This is a genomic window from Diplocloster modestus, from assembly GCF_019042245.1.
Lineage (GTDB): Bacteria > Bacillota > Clostridia > Lachnospirales > Lachnospiraceae > Diplocloster > Diplocloster modestus.
In genome coordinates, this window is sequence record NZ_JAHQCX010000022.1 from 61,576 (window position 1) to 88,320 (window position 26,745).

Consider the following 26,745-nt stretch of genomic DNA (forward strand, 5'->3'; position numbering starts at 1 on the left):
ACATGAGAACACAAAAAAGATCCAAAGGCATCCTGCTGACAGCGGTGGCGGTTCTGGCGGCGTTACTGGTCCTGGTACCCTTTCTGTGGGTTTTGTCCACGGCCCTTAAGCCGGACAATGAACTGTTTTTATTTCCGCCGCGCCTGCTTCCCGGGGAATTTGCCTGGAATAATTTTTCGGATGCCTGGCATCTGCTGGACTTCCCCAGGTATTTCTTTAATTCTTTTATGGTGACAGTGCCCACCGCGTTTTTTACCGTGGTGGTGTGCTCCCTGGCGGCCTATGCATTTACCCGGATGAATTTTAAGCTGCGCAATGCCATGTTCCTTTTGTATCTGTCCACGATGATGATACCGCAGGTGGTCCGGCTGATTCCCTCCTTTATCATTGTGAAGAATCTGCATATGCTCAACAGCTATGCGGGAATGATACTGCCCCAGATCGCCTGGTCCATTCCGTTCGGTACGTTTCTGATCCGTCAGTTCTTTCTGGGTATTCCGAAGGAATTAGATGAGTCCGCCAGGATAGACGGGGCGGGGCATGTCCGGATCTTCCGGAGTATCCTTGTGCCGAATGCGGTTCCGGCCATGGTGACCCTGGCCACCTATATTTTCATCACCAGCTGGAACAATCTGATCTGGATGCTGGTGGTGGTGAGCAAGCAGGAAAAATTCACCATAACTCTGGGGCTGGCTACCATGACGGGGCCCAGCGTGGATTTCATACCACCCTGGAATGAGATTATGGCGGCGACCCTGATCAGCATTCTGCCGGTATTTATCCTGTATCTGTTTTTCCAGAAATATTTTATCCAGTCGGTGGCCATGTCAGGGATCAAGGAGTAATGGAATGAGAGGATTAATCGTAACGAAAGAACAGGAAGTAAGACTTGTGGACGATATCCCCATGCCGAAGATCGGGGAATATGAAGCGCTGGTAAAGATGAGCTGCTGCATGATCTGCAACGGTACGGACCGGGAGATCATACAGGGAAAGCTTGCCGAGGCACGGGAGTATCCGCTGGTACTCGGACATGAGGGGGCCGGATACGTCATAAGAACCGGCGGCCGGGTCAGGAACTTCCGGCCCGGGGACCTGGTGGTCCGCCCGTGTCTAAAGGACGCGGGGAAATACAGAAGCGCCTGGGGCGGATTTGCGGAATACGGGATAGTGTTGGACTATGAAGCGCTGCGGGAGGACGGGAAAAGACAGCCGGATGATCTGTGCGGACTTACCCAGCAGGTCGTGCCCCCGGGAATCAGACCCGAACAGGCGTCCCTGATGATTACTTTAAAAGAGACCTTAAGCGCGGTGAGAAGGATCGGCCTCACGGCGAAGGACCGCGTCCTGATCGTGGGGGATGGCCCGGTGGGGCTTTGTATGTTATATAACTGCCTGCTGTCGGGGATCCGAAGTGTAAGCGTCCTGGGTAACCGCACACAGAATCTGAGGCGTGCCCGGCAGATCGGGGCTGCGGACTGTTATGATAACCGGGATGAGGGAGAGCACAGAAGACTGGCGGCGGACTGGTCGGGCAGGCTTACCTGCTATATTGACACGGTGGGAAACCAGGCGACGATACAGCGGGGAATGCGCCTGACAGGAGAGGACGGTACGGTTGCGGTATACGGTCTGGGCAGCGAAGACTGTCTCACACTGGACATGAGCGGGATAAGGAATCGGAAGCTCCAGTTCGTGCAGTGGCCGATCAATGAGGAAGAGAGAAAGACACACGCGTTCATAGCGGATGCGATATTATCGGGAAAAATAAATACCGATCTTCTGATCACCCACGTTCTGCCGATCGGTGATTTTGAGAAAGGTTTTGATGCGATCCAAAAGAAAGAGGCCGTCAAGGTCGCACTGACCTTCCCGTGAGTTCGGATGTAGAAAAAAGGAGTGAGAGAGCCAATGGCATCAGATTTTGCAACACACCGGGAGGCCATTTTAGAGGAATACGAGGAATATTATCGGGATTGCCCCTATGATGTCACGCCGGTAAAAGAGATTCTGGATCAGTGGTATGAGGAGGCAAAAGACCGGACCCCCTATGAGAAAAAAGCGCTCGTCTACCGGGCGGCGGCACAGCTGTGCGAGATCCGGATCTTCCGGCAGTCCCCCTTTTTCTTCGAGGTGAAGACAGGACGAATCCGCAACAGCAGCCAGAACGGATTCCCGCCGGGCCCCGGCCTGGAGGGCTGGTATATGGAAAAACAGATGCGCTATGCCGAAGAGTTCCAGGAATGGATCAGGCCCTATCGGGAGCGCGACCTGATCTGGGGGGATGTTTTTTCCGATCTGGCGCATCACAGCGTCGGCTATGACAATCTGCTGGCGAAAGGCTTAAAAGGATTCGTTCAGAAAGCCCGGGAACAGATGGTAAAGCAGCCGTCTCACGCGGCTCTTGGTTTTTACCGGAGTGTGATCGAGGGCTGTGAAGCGCTGCGGCAGATCGCGGGACGTTTTTCCACGCTGGCTGGGGAGCTGCTTGCCAGCGAGCAGGACCAAGAGCTGCGGGACAATCTGTCGATGATGCGGGAGGCGGCGAAGCGGGTACCCTGGGAACCGGCGGAAAGTTTCTATGAAGCGCTGTGCGTTATCCTGTTCTTCAAAGAGATGATGACCGGCCTGGAAGGGGTGGCGGTGGCGGTTCTGGGACATCTGGACCGGCTTCTGGAACCCTATTATATACGGGACTGTGAGCGGGGAGAGCTTGACTATGAGAAGGCGAAGAACCTGATGGCCCATTTTTTGATCCATACGGACGCCAGATGGGACCTGACGGGAGACGAGTTCGCCTCCACCAACAACAGTCTGACCATCGGCGGCTGCGATCAGGAGGGAAATGTGATATACAATGACGTTACCCGCATGATCCTGGAAGTCTATGATGAATACGAGCTGGTCAATCCCAAGATTCAGGCCAGAATTAGCAGCCGTCATCCGGAAGAATATTTTTCCCGCACGGCCGCCATGATCGCCCGAGGGAAAAATGTATTTTCCTTCTTAAACGACGACGTCATCATAGCGTCCAATGTCAGGATGGGAAAAGACTTAAAAGACGCCAGACTGTACTCGGCGGGGGGATGCCAGGAACCGGTGCTGGATAACACAGAGCTTAACTGCCGGGCGTTCCTGTATCTGAGCCTGCCCCAGCTGGTCAATTCCTTTTTCGACGATTCCCTGAACTTGTTCTTTGAACGGGAGGATACGGGGTATGAGAAACCGCAGCATCTGGAAACCTTTGAGGAATTTTATGAAAATTATATCGCCAAATTAAAAAGTATCTATAAACGGCTGGTGGAGGTGTTGAACCATTACGGGGCATTTATGCGGGAATTCGATCCCTGCCCGCTCTTGTCCGCCACGCTGACCGGCTGCCTTGAAAAAGGGATCGACATGACCGAGGGCGGCGCTATTTATAATCCGACCAGCATGCCTTTAGTGGGAATCGGCACAGCCATCAATTCCCTGCTGGCCATCAAAGAGGCGGTCTATGACAAGCACATGCTGAGTCTTAAGGAGCTGGGCGCATTATTACAGAGTAATTTTGAGGCGGACCCCAGAATGCGGGAATATCTGCTGAACCGCTGTCCGAAATACGGCATGGATACACCTGAGGTGAATGCGTTCGCCGGCAGAATCTTCCACGATCTGGCCACAGCTACTTCCGGGCCCGTTAACAACCGGGGCGGCCGTTATGAGGCTTCTCTGTTTGTGTTCTATCTCTTTGACTGGATGAAAGAGCAGGCGGGAGCCACCAGCGACGGGCGGCTGGCCGGAACGGCTCTGTCCCGGGGAATGAATCCGACGGATATAAGCGGTATCTCTAATACGGCCAACATTCTGCATACGTTAAAAAAGATCGATATGACGGATTATCCGGGAGCGGGCGTCCTATATCTGGAGATGCCCCTGATGAAATCAGAACCCGGTACATCCTATTTGGCCCGGACCATGAAAGCTTTCCTGGACGCGGGCGGCAGCGCTCTGGACCTGAACCTTCTGGATCCGCAGGTATTAAAGAAGGCCCGGGAGAATCCGGATGCCTATAAAAATATCGTAGTCCGCGTCTGTGGATTCAGCGCTTATTTTACCTCACTGGATACCCATATCCAGGATGAAATTATCGGAAGGACGTTTGTCAATGGATGATAGCCTGTTCATCACACAAATACAGCGGTACAGTCTGCACGACGGCCCCGGCATCCGGACGACCGTGTTTTTAAAGGGATGTAATCTGTCCTGCCGGTGGTGTCATAACCCGGAGACACAAAAAAGCGGGCCCCAGATCCAGTACCTCCCGAAGCGCTGCATACAATGCGGCGCCTGCCTGCAGGCCTGTCCGGAGAAGGCGCTGTACATAGAGGAAGGGCACATAAAAAGGAATGCCGGAAAATGTGCGGTCTGCGGCGCCTGCGCGAAGGTCTGCTACCCGGACGCCACGAAAGTCATCGGGGAGAAACTTGCGCTGCCCGCCCTTATGGAAACCCTGGAGGCGGACCGGGATTTATATGAGGATGGCGGGGGCGTTACCTTCTCAGGCGGTGAACCGATGCTGCAGGCCGGCGTGCTCAGCCGTTTTCTTCCCAAGATCAGGGAGGCGGGGATACCGGTAACCGTGGATACCGCCGGCTGTGTCCCTTTCGATTGGTTTGAACTTCTGCTGCCGGAGGTGGATCTGTTCTTATACGACATCAAGATGACGGATCCCCTTAAGCATAAAGATTTTACCGGGGTATCGAACGAGCTGATATTGGATAATGCGGCCAGGCTCAGCCGGGCCGGGAGCAGGCTCTGGATCCGTACTCCGCTGATGCACGGGGTCAATGACACGGAGGAGGACTTAAATGGGCTTCACCGTTTCCTGGAAGGTTTATCCGGGGTGGAGCGGCTGGATCTGCTGCCCTATCACGCCTATGGAAATTATAAGGCGGAGGGGATCGGACTGCCTTCCCGGACATTTCAGACGCCTTCGGATGAACAGATGAGACGGATTCAGGAATATTTTTCAGATATCGCGGATGCAGTATCTATTATGTAAGATTTCCGCGATACGAGCAGAGCACTATAAGGAGGGACACTTTTGTTACGACATGAAGGAAATCATCTGGGGGATACCTGGTACTATGTAGAGGGGGATATCTGCCATTGTTATTACCTCACCTGCCCAGAGTCCGTGCCGCGTCATACGGATTGGGAGATCGCCCACGCCACCAGCAGGGACATGATTCACTGGGAGCTGCAGGGTACGGTGTTGAGAAAGGGGGACGCCGGGGAATGGGATGCCAACGGGATATCCACCGGTTCGGTGATCCGGTATAAGGGAAGCTACTGGATGGCTTATACCGGGCAGTGGAACGGCCCTGTAGGAATGGTGGGTCTGGCCTCCTCAAAAGACCTGCATCACTGGGAAAAATGCAGCTATAATCCGGTTACCAGTCCGGATGATCATTATTATGCCATGAACGGCGCCGGCATCAGGACTTTCTCCCACTGGAGGGACCCCTATCTGTTTACAGACGGGGAATACGCCTATCATCTGACCTGCGCCACAAGAAAGGGCGGGAGGCCGGATGCCTGCGGCACTGCGGGGCTGGCCAGATCCCGTGACATGGAACACTGGGAGCTGCAAAGGCCTTTGGAGATCGAGGCGGTATGTCAGGAGATGGAGTGTCCCCAGATTCATCTGATGGACGGACATTATGTGCTGCTATTTTCCTGCTATGGCCTGCTTTTCTCGGACGAGTATGTGAGAAAATACGGACGCATGCTGCGGCAGACCAGCTATTACATGATCAGCGATTCCATGTTCGGCCCCTACCGGTTCTGCAGGGAGTGGAAGCTGCTGCCGGATGATTTTGACGATCCGGACCGCAACGCGCAGTATGCCAACCAGCTGGTGGAAAAGGACGGCAGATGGTACCTGCTGGGGACAGTCTGGTCCGAACAGGGCGACTATATACCGGACCCATTGGTTTATGAAATGAAGAACGGCGCCCTAAGGCTTATAGATGAACGGGAAAACGCATCCGGCAGAAACTATTTGGAAAAGATGGAAGATGTTGGTATAATAACAGTATAATTTCTATCAGCAAAGGAGAATCAGATATGGCTGGAATTAAAGATGTGGCGCAGCTGGCCGGTGTTTCCGTCTCAACTGTTTCGCGGGTATTAAATAAAAGAGGTTATATCTCAAAAGAAACCTACGAGAAAGTATATCAGGCGATCGATCAGCTGGACTATCAGCCGAACCAGCTGGCCAGAAATCTGTACAACCGCCGCACTTATTTCATCGGCCTGCTGATTCCGGATGTTTCCCATCCCTTCTTTGCGGAGGTGGCAAAACGCGTCGAGCTGCTGTTATATCAGCATGGGTACAAGCTGCTGCTGTGCAACACGAAGGAAAAGGCCAACCGGGAGCATGATTATCTCAACATGCTGCGGCAAAACAAGGTAGACGGTATTATTATCGGAACACACATGTTAAAGACCAGTGAGTATGAGAAGATCAGCCTGCCGGTGGTGGCCATCGACATGTCGCTGGGAGAGCAGATTCCCACCATCAGTTCAGATCATGAGAAGGGCGGCAGGCTGGCGGCCATGGAATTCGTGCGCAACGGCTGCAAGTGCGTGCTGAATATCGGAGGCAACACGGACGTCAAGACTCCGGCGCTGGTCAGAAACCGGGTATTTCAGGAACTCCTGGAAAAGCACAACATCCGGTGTATCAATTATGAACTGAAGGAAAATGAGTTTCAAAGAGGGGAATATTATCAGATTATCAACTCTTTGTTCGACCGCTATCCGGAAATAGACGGAGCCTTCTCTACCGATGTGGTGGTGGTCTACGCGGTGAAATGCGCGCTGGAACGGGGCCTTAAGGTGCCGGAACAGTTCAAGGCAGTGGGCTATGACGGAGTAGATATCGCAAAAATGTTCCATCCAACCTTAACGTATGTGGCACAGCCCTTTGATCTGCTGGCAATGAATCTGGTGGACACCCTGATCCGCAAAATCGACGGGGAGGAGATTACTGAAAATCTGATCCTCCCTGATGTGGAGCTTGTCAGGGGGGGGACTACGTATTAGGGAAGTGGAGCGTACTGCATTGATTCAGCGATATCCAGGAGAGAAATTTCATACGGTGTTCCTGAACAAAGGGATGTGGCTTATGAAATTTTTTGTGCGTTATTTTTAAACGGACCTGTGCAATCCTGGACTTGTCCGTCTCCTGGATGTGACCTTCCTCTGACATAGCCTCATATTCTGGCAGATTTTATTCATGTTGGACAATCATGCCCACTAGTAAAATATTCTTATTCTATGATTTCATCTTTCTGTGTAACTTTTTCTTTCGCCTCTTCCCATTAGCTGTGAATAAAATGGAAAAAATAAGAAAATATTCAGACATTAAAACCGAAAATCGTGTATAATAAAACACTGCCATGTGATTTCTGCGTGATTTCAATAGAAAATATATATAAGTTGACATAAGGGTTGGAAAAATGTGGAAATATGTTGAAAAATTGATATTTTACGCATATTTAGATTGACAATAGGTTACATAAATTCATATAATGTAAAATGACAAAGCGTTGGATAATAAGGGCATGGAGAGTGATTTTGTGAGGACAGGCTGGAAAACCAGGATTAAAGGATTGGTTCTCAGTCTTGCTGTTTGTATCATCGTCGGGGGAGCATTTTATTTTTCGAATTTCTATACTTCTGCTGCCACCACCGGCGTAGTGTCAATGCAAAGCAGCAATACTTTGAACGTACGTTCCGGACCAGGAACTAATTATGAAAAGATCGGATCACTGAACAACGGACAGTCGGTCAATATCCTGCAGGATATGGGAAACGGCTGGTATAAGATCGAATATGGTTCCGGGGAAGGGTATGTGATCGCCAGCAGTATATCACTGACCTCGGTAGATGACGGATATAAACAGCAGCTGCTGGACGCAGGTTTCCCGGAGAGTTACTGCAACGCTCTCGCATCTTTACATAGCCAGTATCCAAACTGGCAGTTTGTACCTCAGCAGACCGGGATGGACTGGAATTCCGTGGTGGCTGCGCAATGCGCGATTGGAAAAAATAACGTGGAGAACAGCAGTATTTCCTCATGGAAGTCCATCGAACCAGGTGCCTATGATCTGTCCGGCGGACAGTGGGTGGGCCAGGACGGCGCCAGATGGGTAGCGGCATCCGACGGAATCATCCGCTATTATATGGATCCCAGGAATTTCCTGGATTCCAAATACATATTCCTGTTCCTGCTCCAGTCTTTTAATGAGGGCGCGCAGAACACGGATGGCGTAAATAGGATTATTTCCGGTACCTTTATGGCGAATGGGTTTTCCGAAAACAACCAGAATTATAGTTATGCGGATGTGCTGATGGAAGCCGGAAGACAGTCGGGAGTCAGCCCTTATGCGCTGGCCTCCGCGATTCTGACGGAGCAGGGCAATGGAACTTCCCAGCTGATCTCCGGAAGTTATCCGGGATATGAAGGGCTGTATAACTATCTGAATATAGGTGCCTACGATGATGGGACCAGGGACGCTGTGCAAAGAGGGCTGTGGTACGCCAGAGGATTTGACAATGGCGATACCTCTTATAACCGGCCCTGGAACAGCCGTTATAAATCCATCATCGGCGGAGCGCAGTTCTATGGCTCCCAGTATGTAGCCAGGGGACAGGATACCACGTATCTGAAGAAGTTCAATGTTCAGGGGTCAAGCCCTCACACACATCAGTATATGACCAGTATCTACGGTGCGGCAAATGAAAGCGGGAAACTTTCAAGCGCCTATGACCAGCTGAAAGATATGGCGCTGGTATTCAAAATACCGGTATATTCCAACATGCCGAACACAGTGTGCGCCAAACCTGCCGGAGACGGTAATCCGGTCAATCTGCTGAGCAATATCGAAGTCAGCGGCTACGGCTTATCACCTTCCTTTAACATCTACACGACACAATATTCGCTGGTCGTGGATGATCCGGTAGCGGCGGTTAACATAAGCGCAAGTGTCTATGATGCGTCGGCGCGGATCCTAAGCGGAACCGGCAGCGTAGCCCTGAAGGAGGGCATGAATACGGTGCAGATCGTGGTGCAGGCTCAGAACGGTACGACAAGAACCTATACGCTGAACATAGCTAAGAGCGGCGGCGGCACAGATGAAAATCCGGGCGGAGAGAATCCTCCGGCGGGCAATGTAACCAAAGGGGACGTGAATCAAGACGGTTCCATCGATGTGCTGGATCTGGTAAGAGTACAGAAGGCGATTATCGGATTGACCACTTTGAACTCCGACCAGTTCGCGGCAGCGGATGTGAATGGGGACGGAACGGTGGATATCATCGATCTGATTCGGATTCAGAAGCATATATTGGGAATTCAGTTATTGTCGTAGGACAGGAGAGGAGAATACTATGAAAAAATTATATCAGGTACTGGCGGTCGCCATGGTCTGCTGTCTGGTGATCCCCTGGTTTCCTTCCAGGGTACTGGCAGCCAGCGGAAACCTGCAGGTTTCCGGCGGGAGCTGTAATGTGGGCCAGACTGTGAGTGTCAGTGTAAAAGCAAACGCTGCCGACGGAGATATCGCGGCAATGGATGTGACGCTGTCCTATGACGCTTCGCTGTTAGAGTACCAGAGTTCCAGCGTGAATGCTTCCGGAGGTTCCGGAAGTGTACATCTGGTGGCTCAGAACAGTGCGCCTGGACAGACATCGCTGGGGGCTACCGTCACCTTCAAGGCGATCGCGCCCGGGAATGCTGCGGTGAATGTATCGAATTACAAAGTGGCGAACTTTAATGAAGAAGTGCTGGATATCGGGCAGCCCGGCGGCGCTTCCGTATCCGTCACATCTCCTGGCGGAGGAGATAACGGAGGCGGAGGCGGCGGAAACGGCGGAGGAGATAATGGAGCCGGCGGTGACGGCGGCGGATCAGAGAAGAAATCCGCGAACAACCAGCTGTCATCCCTGAAAATATCTCCGGGAACGCTTTCCCCATCCTTTACAGGATCCAGGACCAAGTATACAGCCACGGTACCCAAGGGAACGACGAAGGTCGCGGTCAGTGCCAATCCGATGGAAAAAGAGGCGGAAGTGGTATCGATTGACGGTACCGAGCTGAGTAATGGGAAGACCACGATTAAGATCATCGTGCGCGCGCCCAATGGAAACGAGGCTACCTACAGCATCGCGGTAACCGAGGAGGCGAAGAGCCAGGAGACACCGACGCCGACTCCGAAACCGGATGAGGAACAGCCGGAGGAAGACGATACACTGGAAGCGGCGGTTGGTTCTGAGATCCGTCTGGTATCCGAAAAGTTTACAGAGAAGGAGATTCCGCAGGGATTCGAACCCCACACGTCCAGTTACAAGCAAAAAGAGATAAAAAGCGCTAAGATGACCAATTCCGATATGGAATTGATGTATCTGGTGGATGAGAATAAGGAAAACGGCAGATTTTATATCTATAACGCTCAAGCCGAGACTTTTTCCAACTTTATTCAGATACAGATCGGACTTTCACCGGAAGAGGGCGGTTTCCTGATTCCGATCCCGGTGCCGGATCCCTCACAGGTTCCCCAGGGATATGAGCAGATCCAGGTGGAGCTGGATGGAATCGCAGTGGAAGGTTACCAGGTGACCCAGCAGACAGAGGTACCCCAGGATGGTGCGGGAGAAGGAGAACCTGTTCCGACGGACCAGCCTGCCGATGACGCTAATGCAGGCGGTGAGGAAAGCGGGAATCAGGGTGAGGGCAGCGGAGAAGCCTCCGCTGACGGTGTGCTGAACCGATTGACAGCCATGTTCGGCACGATGACCGTGTATGCCAGCGAGGCCCAGGACCCGGAAATTCCCGAAGGCGGAGAGAACAGTGAGGAACCGGAGAATCCGGAAAATGCAGCTGCGCCGGCTTCCGATACCGGTAATTCTTATCAGCTGATTTATGCGATGGACAATAATGGCCTGGAGGACTGGTATTCCTTTGACCCTGTCCAGCAGACGTTCCAAAAATATGTTCCCATGGCGGCATCCGATACGGAACCGAATGACGATACCGCATCGGAATTGGCGGCGCTTCAAAAACAGATGGGCGTAAACAAGGATGAAGCCGACGCGAAATTGGCGGCAAGGTTTAAAGTCATCTGTGCGCTGATCGTCCTGTCGGTTCTTCTGCTCTTCGTAGTGATCAACCTGATTCTGAAGGTGAACCGGCTGAAACGCGGGGATGATTGGGAAGACGATGATGACTTCGACGGCAGAGAGTATGACAAAACCGATCCGGATGACGACAACTGGCTGGAACAGCTCCCGATGTCGGAAAAAATACTGAAGAAAACCCAGGAAGGTCTGAGAGATAACCAGACTCCTAAATTAGTGAAGCCGGATCTCAGAGAGCTTACGCCTCCCTCATATGAAGAAACCGAATCCGAACCGGCTCCGGATACTTCCGGCGCAGGACAGTCCGGAGGCCGAAGGACCACCCAGGCTTCTGAAGCTTCCCATCCGACCCGGGCATCACGCAGTTCATCCAAACCGTCGAAAAAGGAGCCTGTCGTAATGGACGATGAGGCACAGATTATGGATGCGGTTGAAAAACTGATGAATGAGAGCAAAGATGATCTGGACGACCTGGATATCGATTTGGACGTACTGGATCTGGATGATGATGATTTTTAAAAATATAAGATTACGTTTTGAATAAACGCAATAGAAAAAAGACTGCTGCAACTTTAAATTTTCAGGCTGAATGAGCTGAATGGACAAGGTGCGGCGGCATGAGTTTATATCCGATCAGCGAAGCACTTCCATTGACTAATACAAATTATTCTTTTAGTAGAAAAGTAATCCTTTGACAAAAAGAAAAGATGTAGTATCATCTATATTAGATGATACTACATCTTTTTTAGAAGGAGGGCGTGATATGGACTCATCAAAACGACAAATCACAAAAATAGCCCGTGAGGTTTCTAAGCTTACACTTAAGGTTATGAGAGAAGAAGGAATAGGAACAGCCGAGTTTGATTTTATTCATTTAATACGGCACAATCCGGGCATTACACAAGCTGAAATAAGAGAAAAATTAAAAATTGACAAAGGTGCCGCTGCACGCAGAGCTGCCAGTTTAGAAGCAAAAGGGCTGCTTATTCGTGAGAAGAATCCAGATGACGGAAGAAGTCAATTTTTATATGCAACTGCGAAAGCAGAAAAGCTGAGAAATTCAAAAGCAAGTATCGAAGCAGTCTTTTACGAATGGCTCTTAGATGAACTACCCGAAGATGAAAAAACACACTTCTGCCAGGTTTTAAACAAACTGTATGATCGCTCGAAACTTGAAAGCAGAACTGGTTTTCCAAATGTTGCTTCAAAAATACAAGATAGGGGCGAGTATGAATGAAACAAAAAAATATGGTTAAACAGCCTGACAAGCTTTCATCCTATTTCAAAGCCGAATGGAGCATACTTTTTGCCGTAACAATAACGGGTGTTATATATAACATAGGACTACTTGCAGAACCTTGGTTTGAGGGTAAATTTGCGCAATGTTTATTTGAGATTTTCAGTAAAACAAAGAACTTTTCCGATATGTTAAAATTGGTTTTTGCTTATGTTGCAGCAATCGCTGTTGTTCAGCTTGCCCGCTATATGAAACGCTTTTATGTGAGGCGCTTTGGGAATCATATCAACCGTAATATGAAGCAGATTCTATATGGAACGCTGATACACCATTCAAAAGCAGAACTTGAAAGTGAAAACATAGGTAATATCATAACGAAAGCCATCTCTGATGTTGACGCCTGTGCAGAGGGTATGCGAAAGTTTACAACCGAGGTTTTTGACACGGGAGTTGCTCTGGCCGGATATGCTGTTCTCCTTTTTACATACGATTGGCGGTTAACCTTAATCAGCTTGATTTTTCCGCCGATTTCCTATTATATTGCTGAAAAGCTAAAGGTCATCGTGCAACGAAGCGGAGCCGCTGCTCAGGAAAGTCGTGGGCGACTGAATGCCGCAACCCTTGACCGTGTATCAAACGCTTCAACCTATCGTGTGTTTGGATGTGAAATGCAGAGAAACAATGCATACGAGGATCACTTAACTGATTACGAAAAGTCTGCTGTGAAAGCAAATATCTGGATAGCCGCCATGCCGCCCGTTTATCAAATTATTTCAATGGTCAGTATGTTATTCATTATCTATTTCGGAAGCAGAAACGTGCTGGGAAACGGATGGACAAGCTGGAATATTGCTGCATTTACAACCTTTATCTCCTGCTTTACGAAATTAGCGGTAAAATCCTCGAAGGCGGCAAAGCTGTTCAATGCCGTTCAGAAAGCAGAGGTATCCTGGAAACGAATCAAACCTCTGATGAAACTGGTGCCTGACGAAACTGCGGAGAACAAAATCTCTCCAAATACATTGGAAGTTCAAAACCTGGGTGTATCCTATTCTGAAAATGCACAAATATTCAGCGGCCTTTCTTTTACTGCAAAGCCCGGAGAAATCATCGGCGTTACAGGAGCAGTTGCCTGCGGCAAGACAACGCTCGGTCAGGCATTTCTGTGTGAACATCCGTATCAGGGCAGTATTCGTTTTGGGAATAATGAGATCTCAGAGCTTTCCGAGGTGCAGCGAAGTGAAACGGTCGGTTACCTTGGCCACGACCCTGAATTACTAAGTGATACGGTTCAAAATAATATACTTTTAGGCAAGAATAAAGATGTGCAGCCATTATTGAAAGCAGTCTGCATAGACAAAGAAATTTCTAAAATGCCTGATGGCATAAATACTGTTATCGGCAGCGGCGGAATCCGCCTTTCCGGCGGTCAGCAGGCTCGTATCGGATTGGCACGGACGTTGGCGCATCCAAGACCGCTGCTGATATTGGACGACCCATTTTCTGCTTTAGATAAACATACAGAAATGGAAGTCTTTCAGCATTTGCGGGAATTGACAAAAGACAACATTGTGATTCTGATTTCACACCGTCTTTATCTTTTTCCGCAGTTAGATAAAATCATTTGGATGGAAAACGGAAAGACAGCCGTCGGAACACACAGCAGGCTCATGGACCGATGTAGCGTATATGCCAGCCTCTATAACCTTCAGGAAGGAGGAAACGATTTTGAAAATGAAAAAATCGGGACTAATACAAGTTATTCGGAATGTGTTTAAACTTAACAAGCTCCTGTCATTTGGAATTGTAATGACTGTTATCGGAGCCGTTATCAGCGCTCTTTTACCTCCGCTGGTTCTGGAACGGATCGTCAACCTGTTGATCTCCGGTAACAATGTTGCATTTCCATTGGTAATTTCATATTTTGCATTGCTGGCTTTAACAAGTATTTTTGATTCTTCAAGAGAAAGTCTGCTGGTTGTTTTCGGGCAGAAGATAACCCACGGGCTGCGAAGCAAGCTTTGCGAAAAGCTCTCCAACCTTCCGGCAGATACTTTTGTTAAGCAGGAGCCGGGTACCATAGTTTCACGATTTGTAAATGATGTGGATACCGTAGAGTCATTATTCACATCCGGTATCATCAGTATGTTTGCCGATGCCTGTAAAGTAATCAGTATTTTTGCCATTCTTTTCGTAAAAAACAAAGGTCTGGCATTTGTTTTATTATTGCTTACGCCGTTGGTATTTATATTTACCCGTGTGGTACAAAAGAGAATGCTTGCAGCTCAAATTGCAAATCGGATAGCGGTAGGCAAGGTAACAAACCACGTTCCTGAAACAATGAAATGTATCCGCACGATTCATTCGCTCCGTAAAGAAAAATATATGCGAGAGGTTTATGACAGGCATATACAGGACTGTTATAATGCGGTAGAAAAAACCAATTTTTATGATGCAGTCTATTCGCCGATAATTTTAATTGTTAATGCTTTCGTTGTTGCGGTAATTATGCTTCTTTCGGCATCCGGAGTTCCGGGGATTCAAACATTTTTCGGTATGTCGGTAGGTACGGCAGTTGCAGTTATCAATTATATCAGCTCTGTCTTTGCACCGCTTGAAAGCATAGGAATGGAAATTCAAACTATACAGTCTGCTGTAGCAGGCGTAGAGCGTATTGATGAATTCTTATCCTTGGAGGAGCGTTTTGAAACAGATACAAATATAGACTTGAATACACTAATGGAAAGTAATCGTGCCTGCGTGGAACTGCAGAACGTCACATTCGGATATGAACCCAATTCCACCATATTAAGCAATTTAAGCTTCGCGATTAACACAGGAGAACAAATCACCTTATCCGGCAGAACGGGAGCGGGAAAAAGCACGATATTTAAATTGCTTTTGGGTCAATATAAAGTAAATTCCGGTAAAGTCCTCTTATACGGTCAGGACGCTTCCAGGCTGCCTGATAATATAAAGCGAAAATTTTTCGGATATGTAGAACAGCATTTTAGAATGATTCCCGGTACTGTTTTGGAGCAGATTACCTTATATGATAAATCAATCAGCCGGGAAATGGCAGAAAAAGCTGCAAGTACAGTCGGGCTGCACAGTACAATCAGCAAATTGGAGCAGGGATATGACACGCCGTGCACTTCCGCCCTTTTTTCTCAAGGGCAGTGGCAGCTCCTATCCATTGCGCGTGCAATTGCTTCAGAACCTAAACTGCTGTTGTTGGATGAGATAACCGCCAATTTAGATGCCGATACAGAACAGACCGTACTGCAGGCCCTGAAAAGAGCTTCGGAAAATCGCACGGTAATCTCCATTTCGCACAGACTTTATCAGCATATGGGTGGAAGAGAGATTTCTTTATCTTGAAAATAGAACAGGCCGGCATTTTTGATATGCCGACCTGCTATTGCTTAACTTGCTGGATCCGCCTCTATCTCCAAATCAATATATATTTTGCTGCCGAACATACGACTGCGAAGACATCGACACGCACTACTTCCTCCTGTGCGGCAACATAATCCCTAAGCTTTTTCTCATATTCCTCGCCGCATGAGGTGTCCATCATATTAGCCAGAGCACCTTTCAGAATATCGTAAGATACCTTTAAAATGAATATACTATAAAAATCACAACACTTGCGACACTATCCAGAACAGGGAAGCCAAGCATAGCACCTGCAATACCTATAAGTGAACCGATAGATGAAAACGCACATCTGAAAATACGGAAGATGCAGAATTCCTTACTTCATCGGTACTTTCACACAACGGGGAATCATTTCCCTACAAAGGAGAACAGATTCCATTGTATCTTAGATGAATCCATTTTTCATTTTGTGCCTCCGTTCTTCTTGCCGAACAGTTTCTTGAACAGTTTTACAAGCTCATACCAGAGAACCGAAACGGCGGCAATGCCGGCGGCAGATAAAAGCTGTGTCGCGGAAAGCGGTGCAAGCTTCAATAGTCCAGCGACGGGTGTATAAAAAATCACAATAAGTCCGGCAATCGTGCCGATGTTTACCGCCCACATCACGATGTCTTTTGCCAGGCGAGCAACCGAACGAAATGCAAAATCACATTCCGAGCTATTGACCTGCACCAACAGAAGATTTGAAATCATAATAATTGCAAGTCCCATTGCACGGGCGACCGGTGCGTTGGCTTCGTTTCCCGCAAGAGTGGTGTAGTAGGCGCCGAACGATGCCGCAAAGAGGACAAGCCCCTGGAGCACACTCTTAATAAATATCCCAGGTGTCAGCATCTTTTCTTTTGGATTGCGGGGAGCGCGTTCCATAATGTCTCGTTCCGCAGGCTGACGCTCGAGAACAATAGAACAGGTCGGGTCGATAATCAACTCCAACAGAACCACATGAAGCGGAAGCAAAAAGAGTGCTACCGGAGCAATGCCGAGTATCGGTGCCAGAAGTGATGCAAACGCAATCGGAATGTGAATAGTGAAAACATATCCGATGGCTTTACGGATGTTATTGTAAATGCGTCTGCCGTCTTTCACCGTTTCCACAATGGTGGTGAAATTGTCGTCCAGCAGAATCAGGTCTGCTGCTTCTCTTGAAACTTCACTTCCGCGCTTGCCCATAGCAATACCAATATCGGCGTATTTAAGAGCGGGCGCATCATTTACGCCATCACCCGTCATTGCAACAATTTCGCCGTTATCCTTGAATGCTTTGACGATTCGCATTTTATGTTCCGGAACAACGCGAGAGAAGATACTGACTTCTTTTACTTTTTCACGCAGTTCATCATCGGTCATGTTGTTCAGTATATCGCCGGTGATGATGTGGTCATAATTCTTCATGCCGATTTTTTTGGCAATCGACGCAGCGGTCACACCGTTGTCACCGGTGATCATCACGACCCGGATACCTGCTTTGTTACATACAGCAATATCTGCTTTGACGCTTTCACGCGGCGGGTCGGCAAGACCGACAAGTCCAAGCAAAGTCAGCGAGCAGTCGGTGATTTTTGCGGGAATGTCCTTATCTGTCTGCGGAGTCGCAGTTGCAACGGCAATGACACGAAGACCGTTTGATGACAGTTCATTGATTTTCTTCTCGAATTCAGTCTTTTCTGCATCCGACATGGCGCAGATGGTCAGAATGCGTTCAGGTGAACCTTTGGCGGCAATGATTATTTTTCCATCCTTGCGCCAAATATGCCCCATCATCTTCAGCTCGTTGGTAAATGGGTACTCTGTAATCAGCTCGCCGCCAAACAGTTCATCATGGGAAATTCCGTTCTTTTCACAGTATGCAAGCATAGCTTTTTCCATCGGGTCGTAGGCATCGGTTTCACAGCCCATGCCCATGACGGTTACAAGCGACTTTTCGTCGCCATTCGTTGCCCACGTATCCTGCACGGTCATTTGGTTCATCGTGATCGTACCGGTTTTGTCTACGCACAGAACAGAAACCGCACCGAGCGTTTCCACGCACGGAAGTTTACGAACAAGTGAGTTCTTCTTGGCAAGGCGCCATGCGCCCATTGAGAGGAATACCGTTAAAATGACCGGGAATTCCTCGGGAATCATAGCCATAGCAAGAGTAACCCCCGAAAGTATACTTTCAATTATGCGGTCTTTGAAAATATGGTCGGGAATATTGAGATAGGTGAACACGCCAACCAGCGCAAAGAGAACTGCGGCAATTCCGGCGCAGGTTTTGACAAGACTGCCGGTTTGCTTCTGGAGCGGCGTCTTTTCCTCCGGTGCGGTCGCAATATTAGCGCCAATCTTTCCATATTCGGTGGATGCGCCGATTTTATCTATCTGTACATATGCAGTACCCTGCATGACAAGCGTTCCTGCATAGCAATAATCTTTTCGCCAATAGTCTGTATACTCCGGTGCCGCATCGGTGTTTACCTTCCAAACTCCTTCTGCTTCTCCCGTCAAAGAAGACTCATCTACACAGAGGTCATTGCATTTGATAACAACGCCGTCTGCAGGAATTTTCACACCCTCGTAAATTAGCATTAAATCCCCCGGAACGAGGTCGGCGCTTGCAATTGTCTGTTCCTCGCCGTCACGGATAACCTTGATGTGAGGAGCCGACAGATCCTTGAGAGCGTTCAATGTTTTGTCGGTTTTCCATTCTTGAATTACATCAATCGAAATCATTCCGATGACAAAGACAAGCATAATTGCACCATCTCTCGGCTCACCGAGAAAAAAATAAATAATTGCAGCAACAATCAGCAAAAGGAACATCGGCTCACAGATAATGTGAAAGGCTTTTTGGATAAAACTTTCCTTCTTCTGTGGTGTCAGTTCGTTTTTGCCATATTTGTTCTGCAACTGTCGGGCTTGGGCAGTCGAAAGACCTGCCATGTTCTGTTTTTCATTTGTCATAAAAGAATCCTCCGTTTCCCGCTGTCATATCGACATTGCGGTGTCTTGATTTCTCCTATGGCACTTCATTGAGGTCGGCTGTTCCGTAAGTATGAAAAACGGATATAAAAATAGCACACCTATGGAACATACAACTGTCCCACAGATATGCTTGTTAGCTATCTGCTGCCGATTGCTGGTCGGCCCGGCCCCACGCCCTATCGGGCATCGCCTGCTCAGTTTGTACTGGTGATCTCGCATTCCCGGAAGGGGAATGTAATGCAGTGCAAAGAGATTTTAAATAGATTACTACATATATATGCAAATGTCAATGTGTTTGTGACATTTTTCATGCCCGGCGCGTGTGATGCGTTAGACGGGAAAAGGAAAGCAAATCAAGCAATAGCAAGGAACACCATGAGAAAGGATGGAAAAAGAAAGATGACTATGAAAAGAGTTCGGGCATTACTGCTTACCGCCACTATGCTGACCGGTATGCTCACCGGCTGTGGCGGAAAGTCACAGGAGAGCGCTGCGAATGAGGAACCGCAGGTGTCAGCAGCCGCAGCTCTTATCAACAGTTATTCCGCCAGCAGTACAAACTATATTGGAAACGACCTGGGAACCCTAATCGGTCCCGTAGCGGACTTGCCACTTCAAGGGGAGAATTTTACGAATTTACCGGCGGGAGTGAATGGAATGTCTGGTATGAGGAAACCTTCTCTGACTGTGCAGATTCTTTTCCCAGAATAATCATTGAAAATAAAACAAGACACGGTATGGAATAGTGAGACCATGACGTGTCTTGGTTTATGGGTCCCCTCAGATCGCAAACCGTACGGTGAACGTGCCGTCTTTCGCCTCGTAGAAAGAGAGGCCGCCGCCTCCATATGGAAACGCAGAGTGTGACTCTGGATGGGAGTAATCCAGTTTCCCCAGGTGATAAAACAACCATACCGGATGGAATGCGCGTTTATATTTCCCAGGGGGGAAGCCTGACCATAACGGGACAGATTCATAATCAGGGAGCCATATATGGTACGGTTACCATATCCGGAACCGGAGGGAATCTGGAAAATGGAACGGACGGTGCGGACAATACCGGCGTTTATCTGAAATCCTGCGTGTTGAAGGACGGAGGCAGTATCAATAAACGCGGAACCATAGAGCGCGGTGAAGTAGTAAAGGGAGTACTGTATAACTTCGGAACAGTCAAGGATGGAAAAGTAAGCGGCGGAACTTATTATAATGACGCAGACGGCATAAGCGCAGTGGTCGAGATCACAGGCAGCACGGTATATAATATGTGATATTAAACGGGGGGACCCTATATAACAAACGCCATCCGTCCACAAATGAACCGGGAACAATGACAACGGTGACGGCGAATGCCGGTAATCAATCTGCAAATCCTATTGCTTGACAAGGTGCTACAGCTGTTATATTATGTGTATAACAAAAAAACGGATTAAAAATCATCGGACATACATATAATGAATGGAAGGGTGATATTGTGGTTATACAGATAGATTTTAACAGTGACGAAGCGATTTACATCCAGCTGAGAAATCAGATCATCGTGGGCATAGCCACTTCTGAGATCCAGGAAGGGGACGCGCTGCCCAGTGTCAGGCAGCTGGCGGATCATATCGGCATTAATATGCATACAGTGAATAAGGCTTATACGGTGCTGAAGCAGGAAGGATTTATCCAGCTGGACAGAAGAAAAGGCGCGGTCATCGCACTGAACGCGGACAAGCTGCAGGCGCTGGGAGAGATGAAGAAGGAATTGAAAGTACTTCTGGCCAAAGCGATCTGCAACGATATCAGCTGTGAGGAAGTGCACGATATGATTGATGAGATCTTTGAGGAATATGATTAGTTTACAGGAGGAGCATACATGCGAAAACAGTTAACTCAGAAGGCTTTGAATGTTTTAAAGATTGCGGAAAAGACTTCACAGGAATTAAAACATAGCTATGTTGGTACCGAACATATCCTGGTCGGATTACTGCAGGAGGACGGCGGAGTGGCGGGCCAGGCTCTGATGAACCAGGGGGTGGAAGTGAAGAAGCTGCTGGATCTGATCGGGGATCTGATCGCCCCGTCTGAGCAGACCGGACTGCAGGAACCGGAAGGGCTTACACCCCGGGCCCAGAATATCCTGGAAAAAAGTGAGACTCAGGCGGAGCGCTTCCGCAGTGAAAGGATAGGAACCGAACATATCCTGCTGGCGATCCTGCACGAAGGCGACAGTGTAGCGACCCGGTTACTCACGACGCTGGGGGTCAATATCCCCAAACTATTTATGGAAGTGATTCTGGCCATGGGGCTGGACCCCAACGCATACAAGGATGAGTTCCAGCGCGGTGCAAAAGAAGCAACGGCGACGCCTGTGCTGGATCAGTACAGCAGAGATCTGACGGAGATGGCCCGTGAGGGCAAACTGGACCCGGTAGTGGGAAGGGAAGAAGAAACCGCCCGTGTGATCCAGATCCTGAGCCGGCGGACAAAGAATAACCCGTGCCTGATCGGTGAGCCGGGCGTAGGCAAGACGGCTATCGCGGAAGGGCTGGCTTCCCGGATCGTGGCGGGCGACGTGCCGGAGACGGTGCGGGATAAGCGGCTGGTGACCCTGGATGTGTCCGGTTTGGTCGCCGGGTCAAAATACCGGGGGGAATTCGAGGAGCGGATCAAGCGGGTGATCGAGGAAGTGCGTAATAATGGCAACATCCTTCTCTTTATCGATGAAATCCATACGATCATCGGTGCAGGCGGTGCGGAGGGGGCCATCGATGCCTCCAATATCCTGAAACCGTCTCTAGCCAGAGGGGAGATCCAGCTGATCGGAGCCACCACGATCGAAGAATACCGTAAATATATTGAAAAAGATGCTGCTCTGGAGCGCCGGTTCCAGCCGGTGAATGTGGAAGAACCCACGGAGGAGCAGACTGTGGAGATATTAAAGGGACTGCGTCCGTATTATGAAAACCATCATCAGGTAATGATCACGGATGAGGCGCTGGAAGCGGCGGTTAAGATGTCCGCCCGCTATATCAATGACCGGTTTCTGCCGGATAAAGCCATCGACCTGATCGACGAAGCCTCCTCAAAAGTCCGGCTGCTGGGGCTTAAGACCTCCAAGGCAGGAAAGCTGGAGACGGAGATCGACCAGTTAAATAAGGAGATGGAACAGGCGATCCGCAGCGGCAGCTATCAGGAAGCCGGCAGCCTCAAAGCAGAGATCCATAAGAAAAAACAGACGCTGGAACGCCGGCAGCTGCAGGCTGCCAAGGGCACCGGGCGTAAGAAATTAACCGTAGGGGAAAATGAAATTGCCGATATCGTATCCGGGTGGACGAAGATACCGGTGCAAAAGCTGGCGGAGGCGGAGAGCGCCAGACTGCTGCGTCTGGATAAGACCCTTCATAAACGGGTGATCGGCCAGGAAGAGGCGGTCACCGCAGTGGCAAGAGCGGTAAAACGCGGGCGGGTAGGCCTTAAGGATCCGGGACGCCCGATCGGTTCTTTTTTGTTCCTGGGGCCTACCGGTGTGGGCAAGACGGAGCTCTCGAAGGCACTGGCGGAGGCTCTCTTCGGCAATGAGCAGGCTTTGATCCGGATCGATATGTCGGAATATATGGAGAAACACAGCGTATCCAAGATGATCGGCTCTCCTCCGGGATATGTAGGCCACGAGGACGGCGGGCAGTTAAGTGAAAAAGTGCGCCGGAATCCCTATTCGGTAGTGCTGTTTGACGAGATCGAGAAGGCGCATCCGGATGTGTTCAATATCCTGCTGCAGGTCCTGGACGACGGACATATTACCGATTCCCAGGGCAGAAAAGTGGATTTTAAAAATACGGTTATCATTATGACCTCCAACGCGGGCGCTGCGTCCATCATTTCTCCCAAGAAACTGGGCTTTTCTACCTCATCGGATGAAAAACAAAACTATGAATACATGAAAAACGGAGTGATGGAAGAAGTAAAGAGAATGTTCAAGCCGGAATTCCTGAACAGGATCGATGATACCATCGTATTCCATGCCCTCTCCAAAGAACATGTGCAGCAGATCGTTAGCCTGATGGCAAAGGAACTGTCCGAGCGCAGTATGAACCAAATGGGTATCAAATTAACGGTTACCCCCAGCGTGCGAAAATATATAGCAGAAACGGCTTTTGACGCCAAATATGGAGCCAGGCCGCTTCGCCGGGCGATCCAGAATAAGATCGAGGACCGGCTGGCCCAGGAGATACTTTCCGGTACCATTAAGACAGGAGACCATGCGGTGGTCAGCATGCATAATAAGGAAATTTGTGTGAACAAAAGCATAAATGACTAGCAATGGGAAGCGATTTATTATATAATATTCCAGTAGGCTGCTGAAATGAACGGCAGTGTCGATACAGGGTCATGAATAAGTAGGAGGGCTTGACAAATGTCAGTAGTAAAAGAGTTAATACGCACCGAGGCAGACGGCACCATCAGTTTTGGAGACTATGAGTTGGCTGCTAAGACAAAGCTGGAGGATTTCGAATTTCAGGGGGATCTGTACAAAGTAAAAACCTTCAAAGAAATCACCAAACTGGAAAAGAACGGTATGTTTGTTTATGAGTCCGTGCCCGGTACAGCCGTATATAACCTGAAGGAGACAGAAGAAGGCGTTGAATTCACGGTGGAAGGCTGGGAAGATCCGCAGATTACACTGGAATTGGAAGAAGAGACAGAATATGAGATCCTGATCAATGATACCAATGCCGGAACGATGAAGACAAACTTGAGCGGCAAGTTAACTCTGAGCGTGGAACTGGGAGATGAAGATCAGATCGGCGTGAAAGTAATTAAGATGTCGTAATTGTATTCGTTATAAAAATCAGAATATTGGGGGCTGCTAAAGTAAAGGATTCCTGCCGTCAAACAGGCTCTTTTACTGAAGCGGCCTTTGTCATATCAAGGAGGCCGCGGATATGCGGCGCTGGAGGAAAGAATGGCAAAAGCAAAAACAACCGCATATTTCTGTCAGAGCTGCGGCTATGAATCATCCAAGTGGATGGGACAGTGCCCGGCGTGCCGGGAATGGAACACCTTTGTGGAAGAACCGGTGGCTCCGTCAAAAAGCGCCGGGAAGATGCAAAAGCGTAACGCGAACGAACCTGTGAAATTATCATCCATTGAAATGAATACAGAGGACCGGGTCCAAACGGGAATCCATGAATTGGACAGGGTATTGGGCGGAGGCATCGTGGCAGGTTCTCTGATTCTGGTGGGCGGTGATCCCGGGATCGGGAAATCTACCCTGTTACTTCAGGTGTGTCAGAATCTGTCCACACAGAACCGGAAAGTACTGTACATATCAGGAGAAGAATCTTTGCGCCAGATTAAGATCCGGGCGGAGCGCATCGGCAGCTTTACCAACGATCTGATGCTCCTGTGCGAGACAAACCTGGAAGTAATCGAGGAGGCCATCAACCGGATGAAACCGGAGATCGTGATCATCGACTCGATCCAGACCATGTACCGGGAAGATGTGTCATCGGCTCCAGGGAGTGTGTCCCAAGTACGGGAATCCACCTCCACCTTTATGCAGATCGCCAAAGGAATGAACATCTCCATTTTCCTGGTTGGGCATGTCACGAAAGAAGGTGTGGTAGCCGGGCCTAGAGTGCTGGAGCACATGGTAGATACAGTGCTCTACTTTGAAGGGGACCGGCACGCGGCCTATCGGATTCTGCGGGGAGTGAAGAATCGGTTTGGTTCCACCAACGAGATCGGTGTGTTTGAGATGAGGGAAAAAGGGCTGGCGGAAGTAGCCAATCCCTCGGAATTTATGTTAAATGGTAAACCGGAAGGAGCTTCCGGCTCCGTGGTGGCCTGCTCGATGGAAGGAACGCGTCCGATCTTAATCGAGATCCAGGCGCTGGTTTGTCACAGTAACTTCGGAATACCCAGGAGGACAGCCGCCGGAACAGATTTTAACCGTGTAAATCTGCTTATGGCAGTATTGGAAAAGAGAGTGGGCCTTCAATTATCCGCCTGTGATGCTTATGTGAATCTGGCCGGAGGCATCAAAATGAACGAACCGGCGGTAGATCTGGGGATTGTCATGGCGATCGTTTCAAGCTTCAAGAACCAGCCGGTTGATGATAAGACGATCGTATTCGGGGAAGTGGGATTAAGCGGCGAGGTACGTGCTGTGAATATGGCGGAACAGCGTGTGCTGGAGGCCAGAAAACTGGGATTTGAAACAGTGGTGCTGCCAAAAGTATCGCTAGATTCTCTTCCTAAGATCGGGGGGATCTCACTTAAGGGAGTAAAGACGGTCAGGGATGCCATTGGAATTATTGGATAGTGCCTTGTATGTAATCGGCATCTTTCCTTTCCGCCGCCGCGTCCCCGGAGTGATTTTTTTGTTTATAGGAACGTCCTTAGTTCTTCTCTGCAACATCAGGAAAAATCCAGAATCCGCCGCAGATTTTCATCGTCTGTGGTATAAGAACCCAACGGATAGGGCTGCCGGGAGTTCATACCATGAAAATCGGTCCCTCCGGTGATGATAAGATCGTTAGCCTTGGCGATCTGCAATAGTTCGCTGGTATCCTCTTCGGTATTACGATAGTGGAAGCATTCGATGCCTTCGATCCGATGGCTGGCAGCCAGCTGGCGGACTAATGGAATACTGCGAAATTGGCCGGGATGGGCGATAACCACTAGACCGCCGGCCTCATGCATAATATCGATAACATCGTAGATATCCGGATATTCGATGGGAACATAACAGGTCCCCTTTTTCCCGATCAGTTCATCCATGAGCGGGCCATAGATCGCATTGGTATAACCCAAATTCGCGATACCCTGCATAATATGAGGCTCGAAGATGGCAGAGCTTTCAGCGGCATAGGCCACTACATCCTCTGTGCATATGGGATAAAAAGCTTTTAATTTTTCCAGCATCTGGAGTTTGGACTGTGTCCTGCGCCCGGAGGTGAGTTCAGTCACCTGGTCCAGAGCCTCATAACGCTTGGGGCGATAGCACAGGACATGGACAGGCCGTCCGGTGTCCGGATCTTTGGTGGTGCATTCCAGACCGGGAATGATACCTACGTGATATTCCTCTCCTAAGGCCAGCGCTTCCGCTACACCCTGGTAGGTATCGTGATCCGTGACTGCCAGATAATCCAAATGAATCCGGCTGGCATATGAGATCAGTTCCCGGACGGTACAAGAACCATCGGAATGGCGGCTGTGACAGTGTAAATCTCCGGTCATTATAAACACTCCTTACGTTTGACTTTATAATTAAAGTAAAAGATTTTAGAATCATTTGAACAGTCCTATTGTATCATGTTGGAGTAATGTGTCAACTTTTTTGTGCAGATGGAATTCCCAGGAAAATCCCAGGAGATACCGGTAACTTCTTAGGGAAATGATACATTTCCAGGAAGCTTGGGACTGCCATTATGGGAGGGGATTGGCACCTTTCGGTATCAGGCCAAGCATTCCAGTAACTACGTGGAGAAAGGGGCCTGTCCCCGGATGTCGGTCTGTTCGACAAAAAACGCCTGTTTCTCCGGATGTTGGGCTATTCAAGCCTACATCCGGGGACAGGCCCCTTTCTCCACGTAGTTACTGGAATGCTTGGCCTGATACCGAAAGGTGCCAGTCCCCTCCCATTATTGTGAAGAGTGACTATGATTTGGAAAAAAATAGAAAATTTTGTGATTTCGTGTTGACTTATGGTTAAAGAAATGGTATTATAACATTCGCCGGTTGATACGGCAGGAATTGAATCGAAAAAAAGTTGAAAAAATTGTTGACAGTAGCTTGAGGATGTGATATCCTATAAAAGTTGCAGGCCACAAGGAAGCAACGAAATTCGACAACGAACATTGATAACTAAACAGTGAAACAACCCTGAAAATTCTAAAAAAGAATTTCAGAAACGAACGCTTTCTTAT

General features: G+C 49.1%; 20 protein-coding genes and 1 riboswitch. Of the genes, 17 read left to right on the plus strand and 3 right to left on the minus strand.

Features of this window, described 5'->3' with window-relative positions:
- Positions 1 to 2 precede the first annotated feature (2 nt).
- From KTH90_RS22195 to KTH90_RS22245, 11 genes are all read left to right on the plus strand, one after another.
- Entirely contained in the window at positions 3 to 845 is an 843-nt protein-coding gene (locus KTH90_RS22195) for a carbohydrate ABC transporter permease (protein ID WP_158351930.1), read from the plus strand.
- A gap of 4 nt (positions 846 to 849) precedes the next feature.
- Positions 850 to 1,878 carry a zinc-dependent alcohol dehydrogenase gene (locus KTH90_RS22200; RefSeq protein WP_158351928.1) on the plus strand — a complete coding sequence of 343 codons (1,029 nt, stop codon included), beginning with the start codon at positions 850 to 852 and terminating at the stop codon, positions 1,876 to 1,878.
- 33 nt (positions 1,879 to 1,911) lie between these two features.
- A complete protein-coding gene (locus tag KTH90_RS22205; protein WP_158351926.1) occupies positions 1,912 to 4,155 on the plus strand; it encodes a pyruvate formate lyase family protein in 2,244 nt (747 codons plus the stop codon).
- Entirely contained in the window at positions 4,148 to 5,044 is an 897-nt protein-coding gene (locus tag KTH90_RS22210; protein ID WP_238727498.1) for a glycyl-radical enzyme activating protein, read from the plus strand. The genes KTH90_RS22205 and KTH90_RS22210 overlap by 8 nt, the downstream gene beginning before the upstream one ends.
- A 42-nt stretch (positions 5,045 to 5,086) precedes the next feature.
- The gene (locus KTH90_RS22215) at positions 5,087 to 6,085 is read left to right on the plus strand and encodes a glycoside hydrolase family protein (RefSeq protein WP_158351922.1); all 999 of its coding nucleotides are present in this window, start codon (positions 5,087 to 5,089) and stop codon (positions 6,083 to 6,085) included.
- 26 nt (positions 6,086 to 6,111) lie between these two features.
- Entirely contained in the window at positions 6,112 to 7,092 is a 981-nt protein-coding gene (locus KTH90_RS22220; RefSeq protein WP_238727499.1) for a LacI family DNA-binding transcriptional regulator, read from the plus strand.
- A 536-nt stretch (positions 7,093 to 7,628) separates the two neighbouring features.
- Positions 7,629 to 9,422 (plus strand): SH3 domain-containing protein, encoded by a 1,794-nt coding sequence (locus tag KTH90_RS22225; RefSeq protein WP_238727500.1) that lies wholly within the window; start codon positions 7,629 to 7,631, stop codon positions 9,420 to 9,422.
- 19 nt (positions 9,423 to 9,441) lie between these two features.
- Complete coding sequence (locus tag KTH90_RS22230; protein ID WP_158351916.1) at positions 9,442 to 11,706, plus strand: cohesin domain-containing protein; 2,265 nt, start codon at positions 9,442 to 9,444, stop codon at positions 11,704 to 11,706.
- Positions 11,707 to 11,950: 244 nt separating this feature from the next.
- Positions 11,951 to 12,424: a MarR family winged helix-turn-helix transcriptional regulator gene (locus tag KTH90_RS22235; protein WP_158351915.1), complete on the plus strand. Its 474-nt coding sequence runs from the start codon at positions 11,951 to 11,953 to the stop codon at positions 12,422 to 12,424.
- Complete coding sequence (locus KTH90_RS22240) at positions 12,421 to 14,202, plus strand: ABC transporter ATP-binding protein (RefSeq protein ID WP_158351913.1); 1,782 nt, start codon at positions 12,421 to 12,423, stop codon at positions 14,200 to 14,202. The genes KTH90_RS22235 and KTH90_RS22240 overlap by 4 nt, the downstream gene beginning before the upstream one ends.
- Positions 14,159 to 15,805, plus strand: coding sequence for an ABC transporter ATP-binding protein (locus KTH90_RS22245; protein WP_158352308.1), 1,647 nt, complete (start codon positions 14,159 to 14,161; stop codon positions 15,803 to 15,805). Before KTH90_RS22240 ends, KTH90_RS22245 begins: the two co-directional genes overlap by 44 nt.
- 64 nt (positions 15,806 to 15,869) lie before the next feature.
- Here the strand turns inward: KTH90_RS22245 and KTH90_RS24985 are convergent, their stop codons facing one another.
- Together KTH90_RS24985 and KTH90_RS22250 are read right to left on the minus strand one after the other, a co-directional pair.
- Positions 15,870 to 16,004, minus strand: coding sequence for a hypothetical protein (locus KTH90_RS24985; RefSeq protein ID WP_275061471.1), 135 nt, complete (start codon positions 16,002 to 16,004; stop codon positions 15,870 to 15,872).
- 263 nt (positions 16,005 to 16,267) lie between these two features.
- Positions 16,268 to 18,808, minus strand: coding sequence for a cation-translocating P-type ATPase (locus tag KTH90_RS22250; RefSeq protein WP_158351911.1), 2,541 nt, complete (start codon positions 18,806 to 18,808; stop codon positions 16,268 to 16,270).
- A 132-nt stretch (positions 18,809 to 18,940) separates the two neighbouring features.
- A riboswitch (NiCo riboswitch) is annotated at positions 18,941 to 19,037 on the minus strand.
- Positions 19,038 to 19,228: 191 nt separating this feature from the next.
- On the opposite strand from KTH90_RS22250, the gene KTH90_RS22255 reads away from it, so the two are divergent.
- The 6 genes from KTH90_RS22255 (at position 19,229) to radA (ending at position 25,139) form a co-directional block, all read left to right on the plus strand.
- Positions 19,229 to 19,540, plus strand: a complete 312-nt coding sequence (locus tag KTH90_RS22255; protein ID WP_158351909.1) for a hypothetical protein — start codon at positions 19,229 to 19,231, stop codon at positions 19,538 to 19,540.
- Positions 19,541 to 19,677: 137 nt separating this feature from the next.
- Positions 19,678 to 20,097: a hypothetical protein gene (locus KTH90_RS22260; protein WP_158351907.1), complete on the plus strand. Its 420-nt coding sequence runs from the start codon at positions 19,678 to 19,680 to the stop codon at positions 20,095 to 20,097.
- A 203-nt stretch (positions 20,098 to 20,300) separates the two neighbouring features.
- Positions 20,301 to 20,669 carry a GntR family transcriptional regulator gene (locus KTH90_RS22265; protein WP_158351905.1) on the plus strand — a complete coding sequence of 123 codons (369 nt, stop codon included), beginning with the start codon at positions 20,301 to 20,303 and terminating at the stop codon, positions 20,667 to 20,669.
- A gap of 18 nt (positions 20,670 to 20,687) precedes the next feature.
- A complete protein-coding gene (locus KTH90_RS22270) occupies positions 20,688 to 23,132 on the plus strand; it encodes an ATP-dependent Clp protease ATP-binding subunit (protein ID WP_158351903.1) in 2,445 nt (814 codons plus the stop codon).
- Between the two features lie 96 nt (positions 23,133 to 23,228).
- Positions 23,229 to 23,645, plus strand: coding sequence for an endosialidase (locus KTH90_RS22275; protein ID WP_158351901.1), 417 nt, complete (start codon positions 23,229 to 23,231; stop codon positions 23,643 to 23,645).
- Positions 23,646 to 23,777: 132 nt separating this feature from the next.
- Entirely contained in the window at positions 23,778 to 25,139 is a 1,362-nt protein-coding gene (gene radA / locus KTH90_RS22280) for a DNA repair protein RadA (RefSeq protein WP_158351899.1), read from the plus strand.
- A 95-nt stretch (positions 25,140 to 25,234) separates the two neighbouring features.
- On the opposite strand, the gene KTH90_RS22285 is transcribed toward radA, so the two are convergent.
- Positions 25,235 to 26,056: a PHP domain-containing protein gene (locus KTH90_RS22285; protein WP_158351897.1), complete on the minus strand. Its 822-nt coding sequence runs from the start codon at positions 26,054 to 26,056 to the stop codon at positions 25,235 to 25,237.
- Positions 26,057 to 26,745 lie beyond the last annotated feature (689 nt).

Bases quoted from the DNA above. Each gene is read 5' to 3' on its own strand.
- KTH90_RS22240 (WP_158351913.1), top strand. From the start codon at position 12,421: ATGAAACAAAAAAATATGGTTAAACAGCCTGACAAGCTTTCATCCTAT.
- KTH90_RS22250 (WP_158351911.1), bottom strand. From the start codon at position 18,808: ATGACAAATGAAAAACAGAACATGGCAGGTCTTTCGACTGCCCAAGCC.
- KTH90_RS22195 (WP_158351930.1), top strand. From the start codon at position 3: ATGAGAACACAAAAAAGATCCAAAGGCATCCTGCTGACAGCGGTGGCG.
- KTH90_RS22270 (WP_158351903.1), top strand. From the start codon at position 20,688: ATGCGAAAACAGTTAACTCAGAAGGCTTTGAATGTTTTAAAGATTGCG.
- KTH90_RS22255 (WP_158351909.1), top strand. From the start codon at position 19,229: ATGACTATGAAAAGAGTTCGGGCATTACTGCTTACCGCCACTATGCTG.
- KTH90_RS22205 (WP_158351926.1), top strand. From the start codon at position 1,912: ATGGCATCAGATTTTGCAACACACCGGGAGGCCATTTTAGAGGAATAC.
- KTH90_RS24985 (WP_275061471.1), bottom strand. From the start codon at position 16,004: ATGATGGACACCTCATGCGGCGAGGAATATGAGAAAAAGCTTAGGGAT.
- KTH90_RS22220 (WP_238727499.1), top strand. From the start codon at position 6,112: ATGGCTGGAATTAAAGATGTGGCGCAGCTGGCCGGTGTTTCCGTCTCA.
- radA (WP_158351899.1), top strand. From the start codon at position 23,778: ATGGCAAAAGCAAAAACAACCGCATATTTCTGTCAGAGCTGCGGCTAT.
- KTH90_RS22235 (WP_158351915.1), top strand. From the start codon at position 11,951: ATGGACTCATCAAAACGACAAATCACAAAAATAGCCCGTGAGGTTTCT.
- KTH90_RS22260 (WP_158351907.1), top strand. From the start codon at position 19,678: ATGGAAACGCAGAGTGTGACTCTGGATGGGAGTAATCCAGTTTCCCCA.
- KTH90_RS22245 (WP_158352308.1), top strand. From the start codon at position 14,159: ATGAAAAAATCGGGACTAATACAAGTTATTCGGAATGTGTTTAAACTT.
- KTH90_RS22210 (WP_238727498.1), top strand. From the start codon at position 4,148: ATGGATGATAGCCTGTTCATCACACAAATACAGCGGTACAGTCTGCAC.
- KTH90_RS22285 (WP_158351897.1), bottom strand. From the start codon at position 26,056: ATGACCGGAGATTTACACTGTCACAGCCGCCATTCCGATGGTTCTTGT.
- KTH90_RS22230 (WP_158351916.1), top strand. From the start codon at position 9,442: ATGAAAAAATTATATCAGGTACTGGCGGTCGCCATGGTCTGCTGTCTG.
- KTH90_RS22200 (WP_158351928.1), top strand. From the start codon at position 850: ATGAGAGGATTAATCGTAACGAAAGAACAGGAAGTAAGACTTGTGGAC.
- KTH90_RS22275 (WP_158351901.1), top strand. From the start codon at position 23,229: ATGTCAGTAGTAAAAGAGTTAATACGCACCGAGGCAGACGGCACCATC.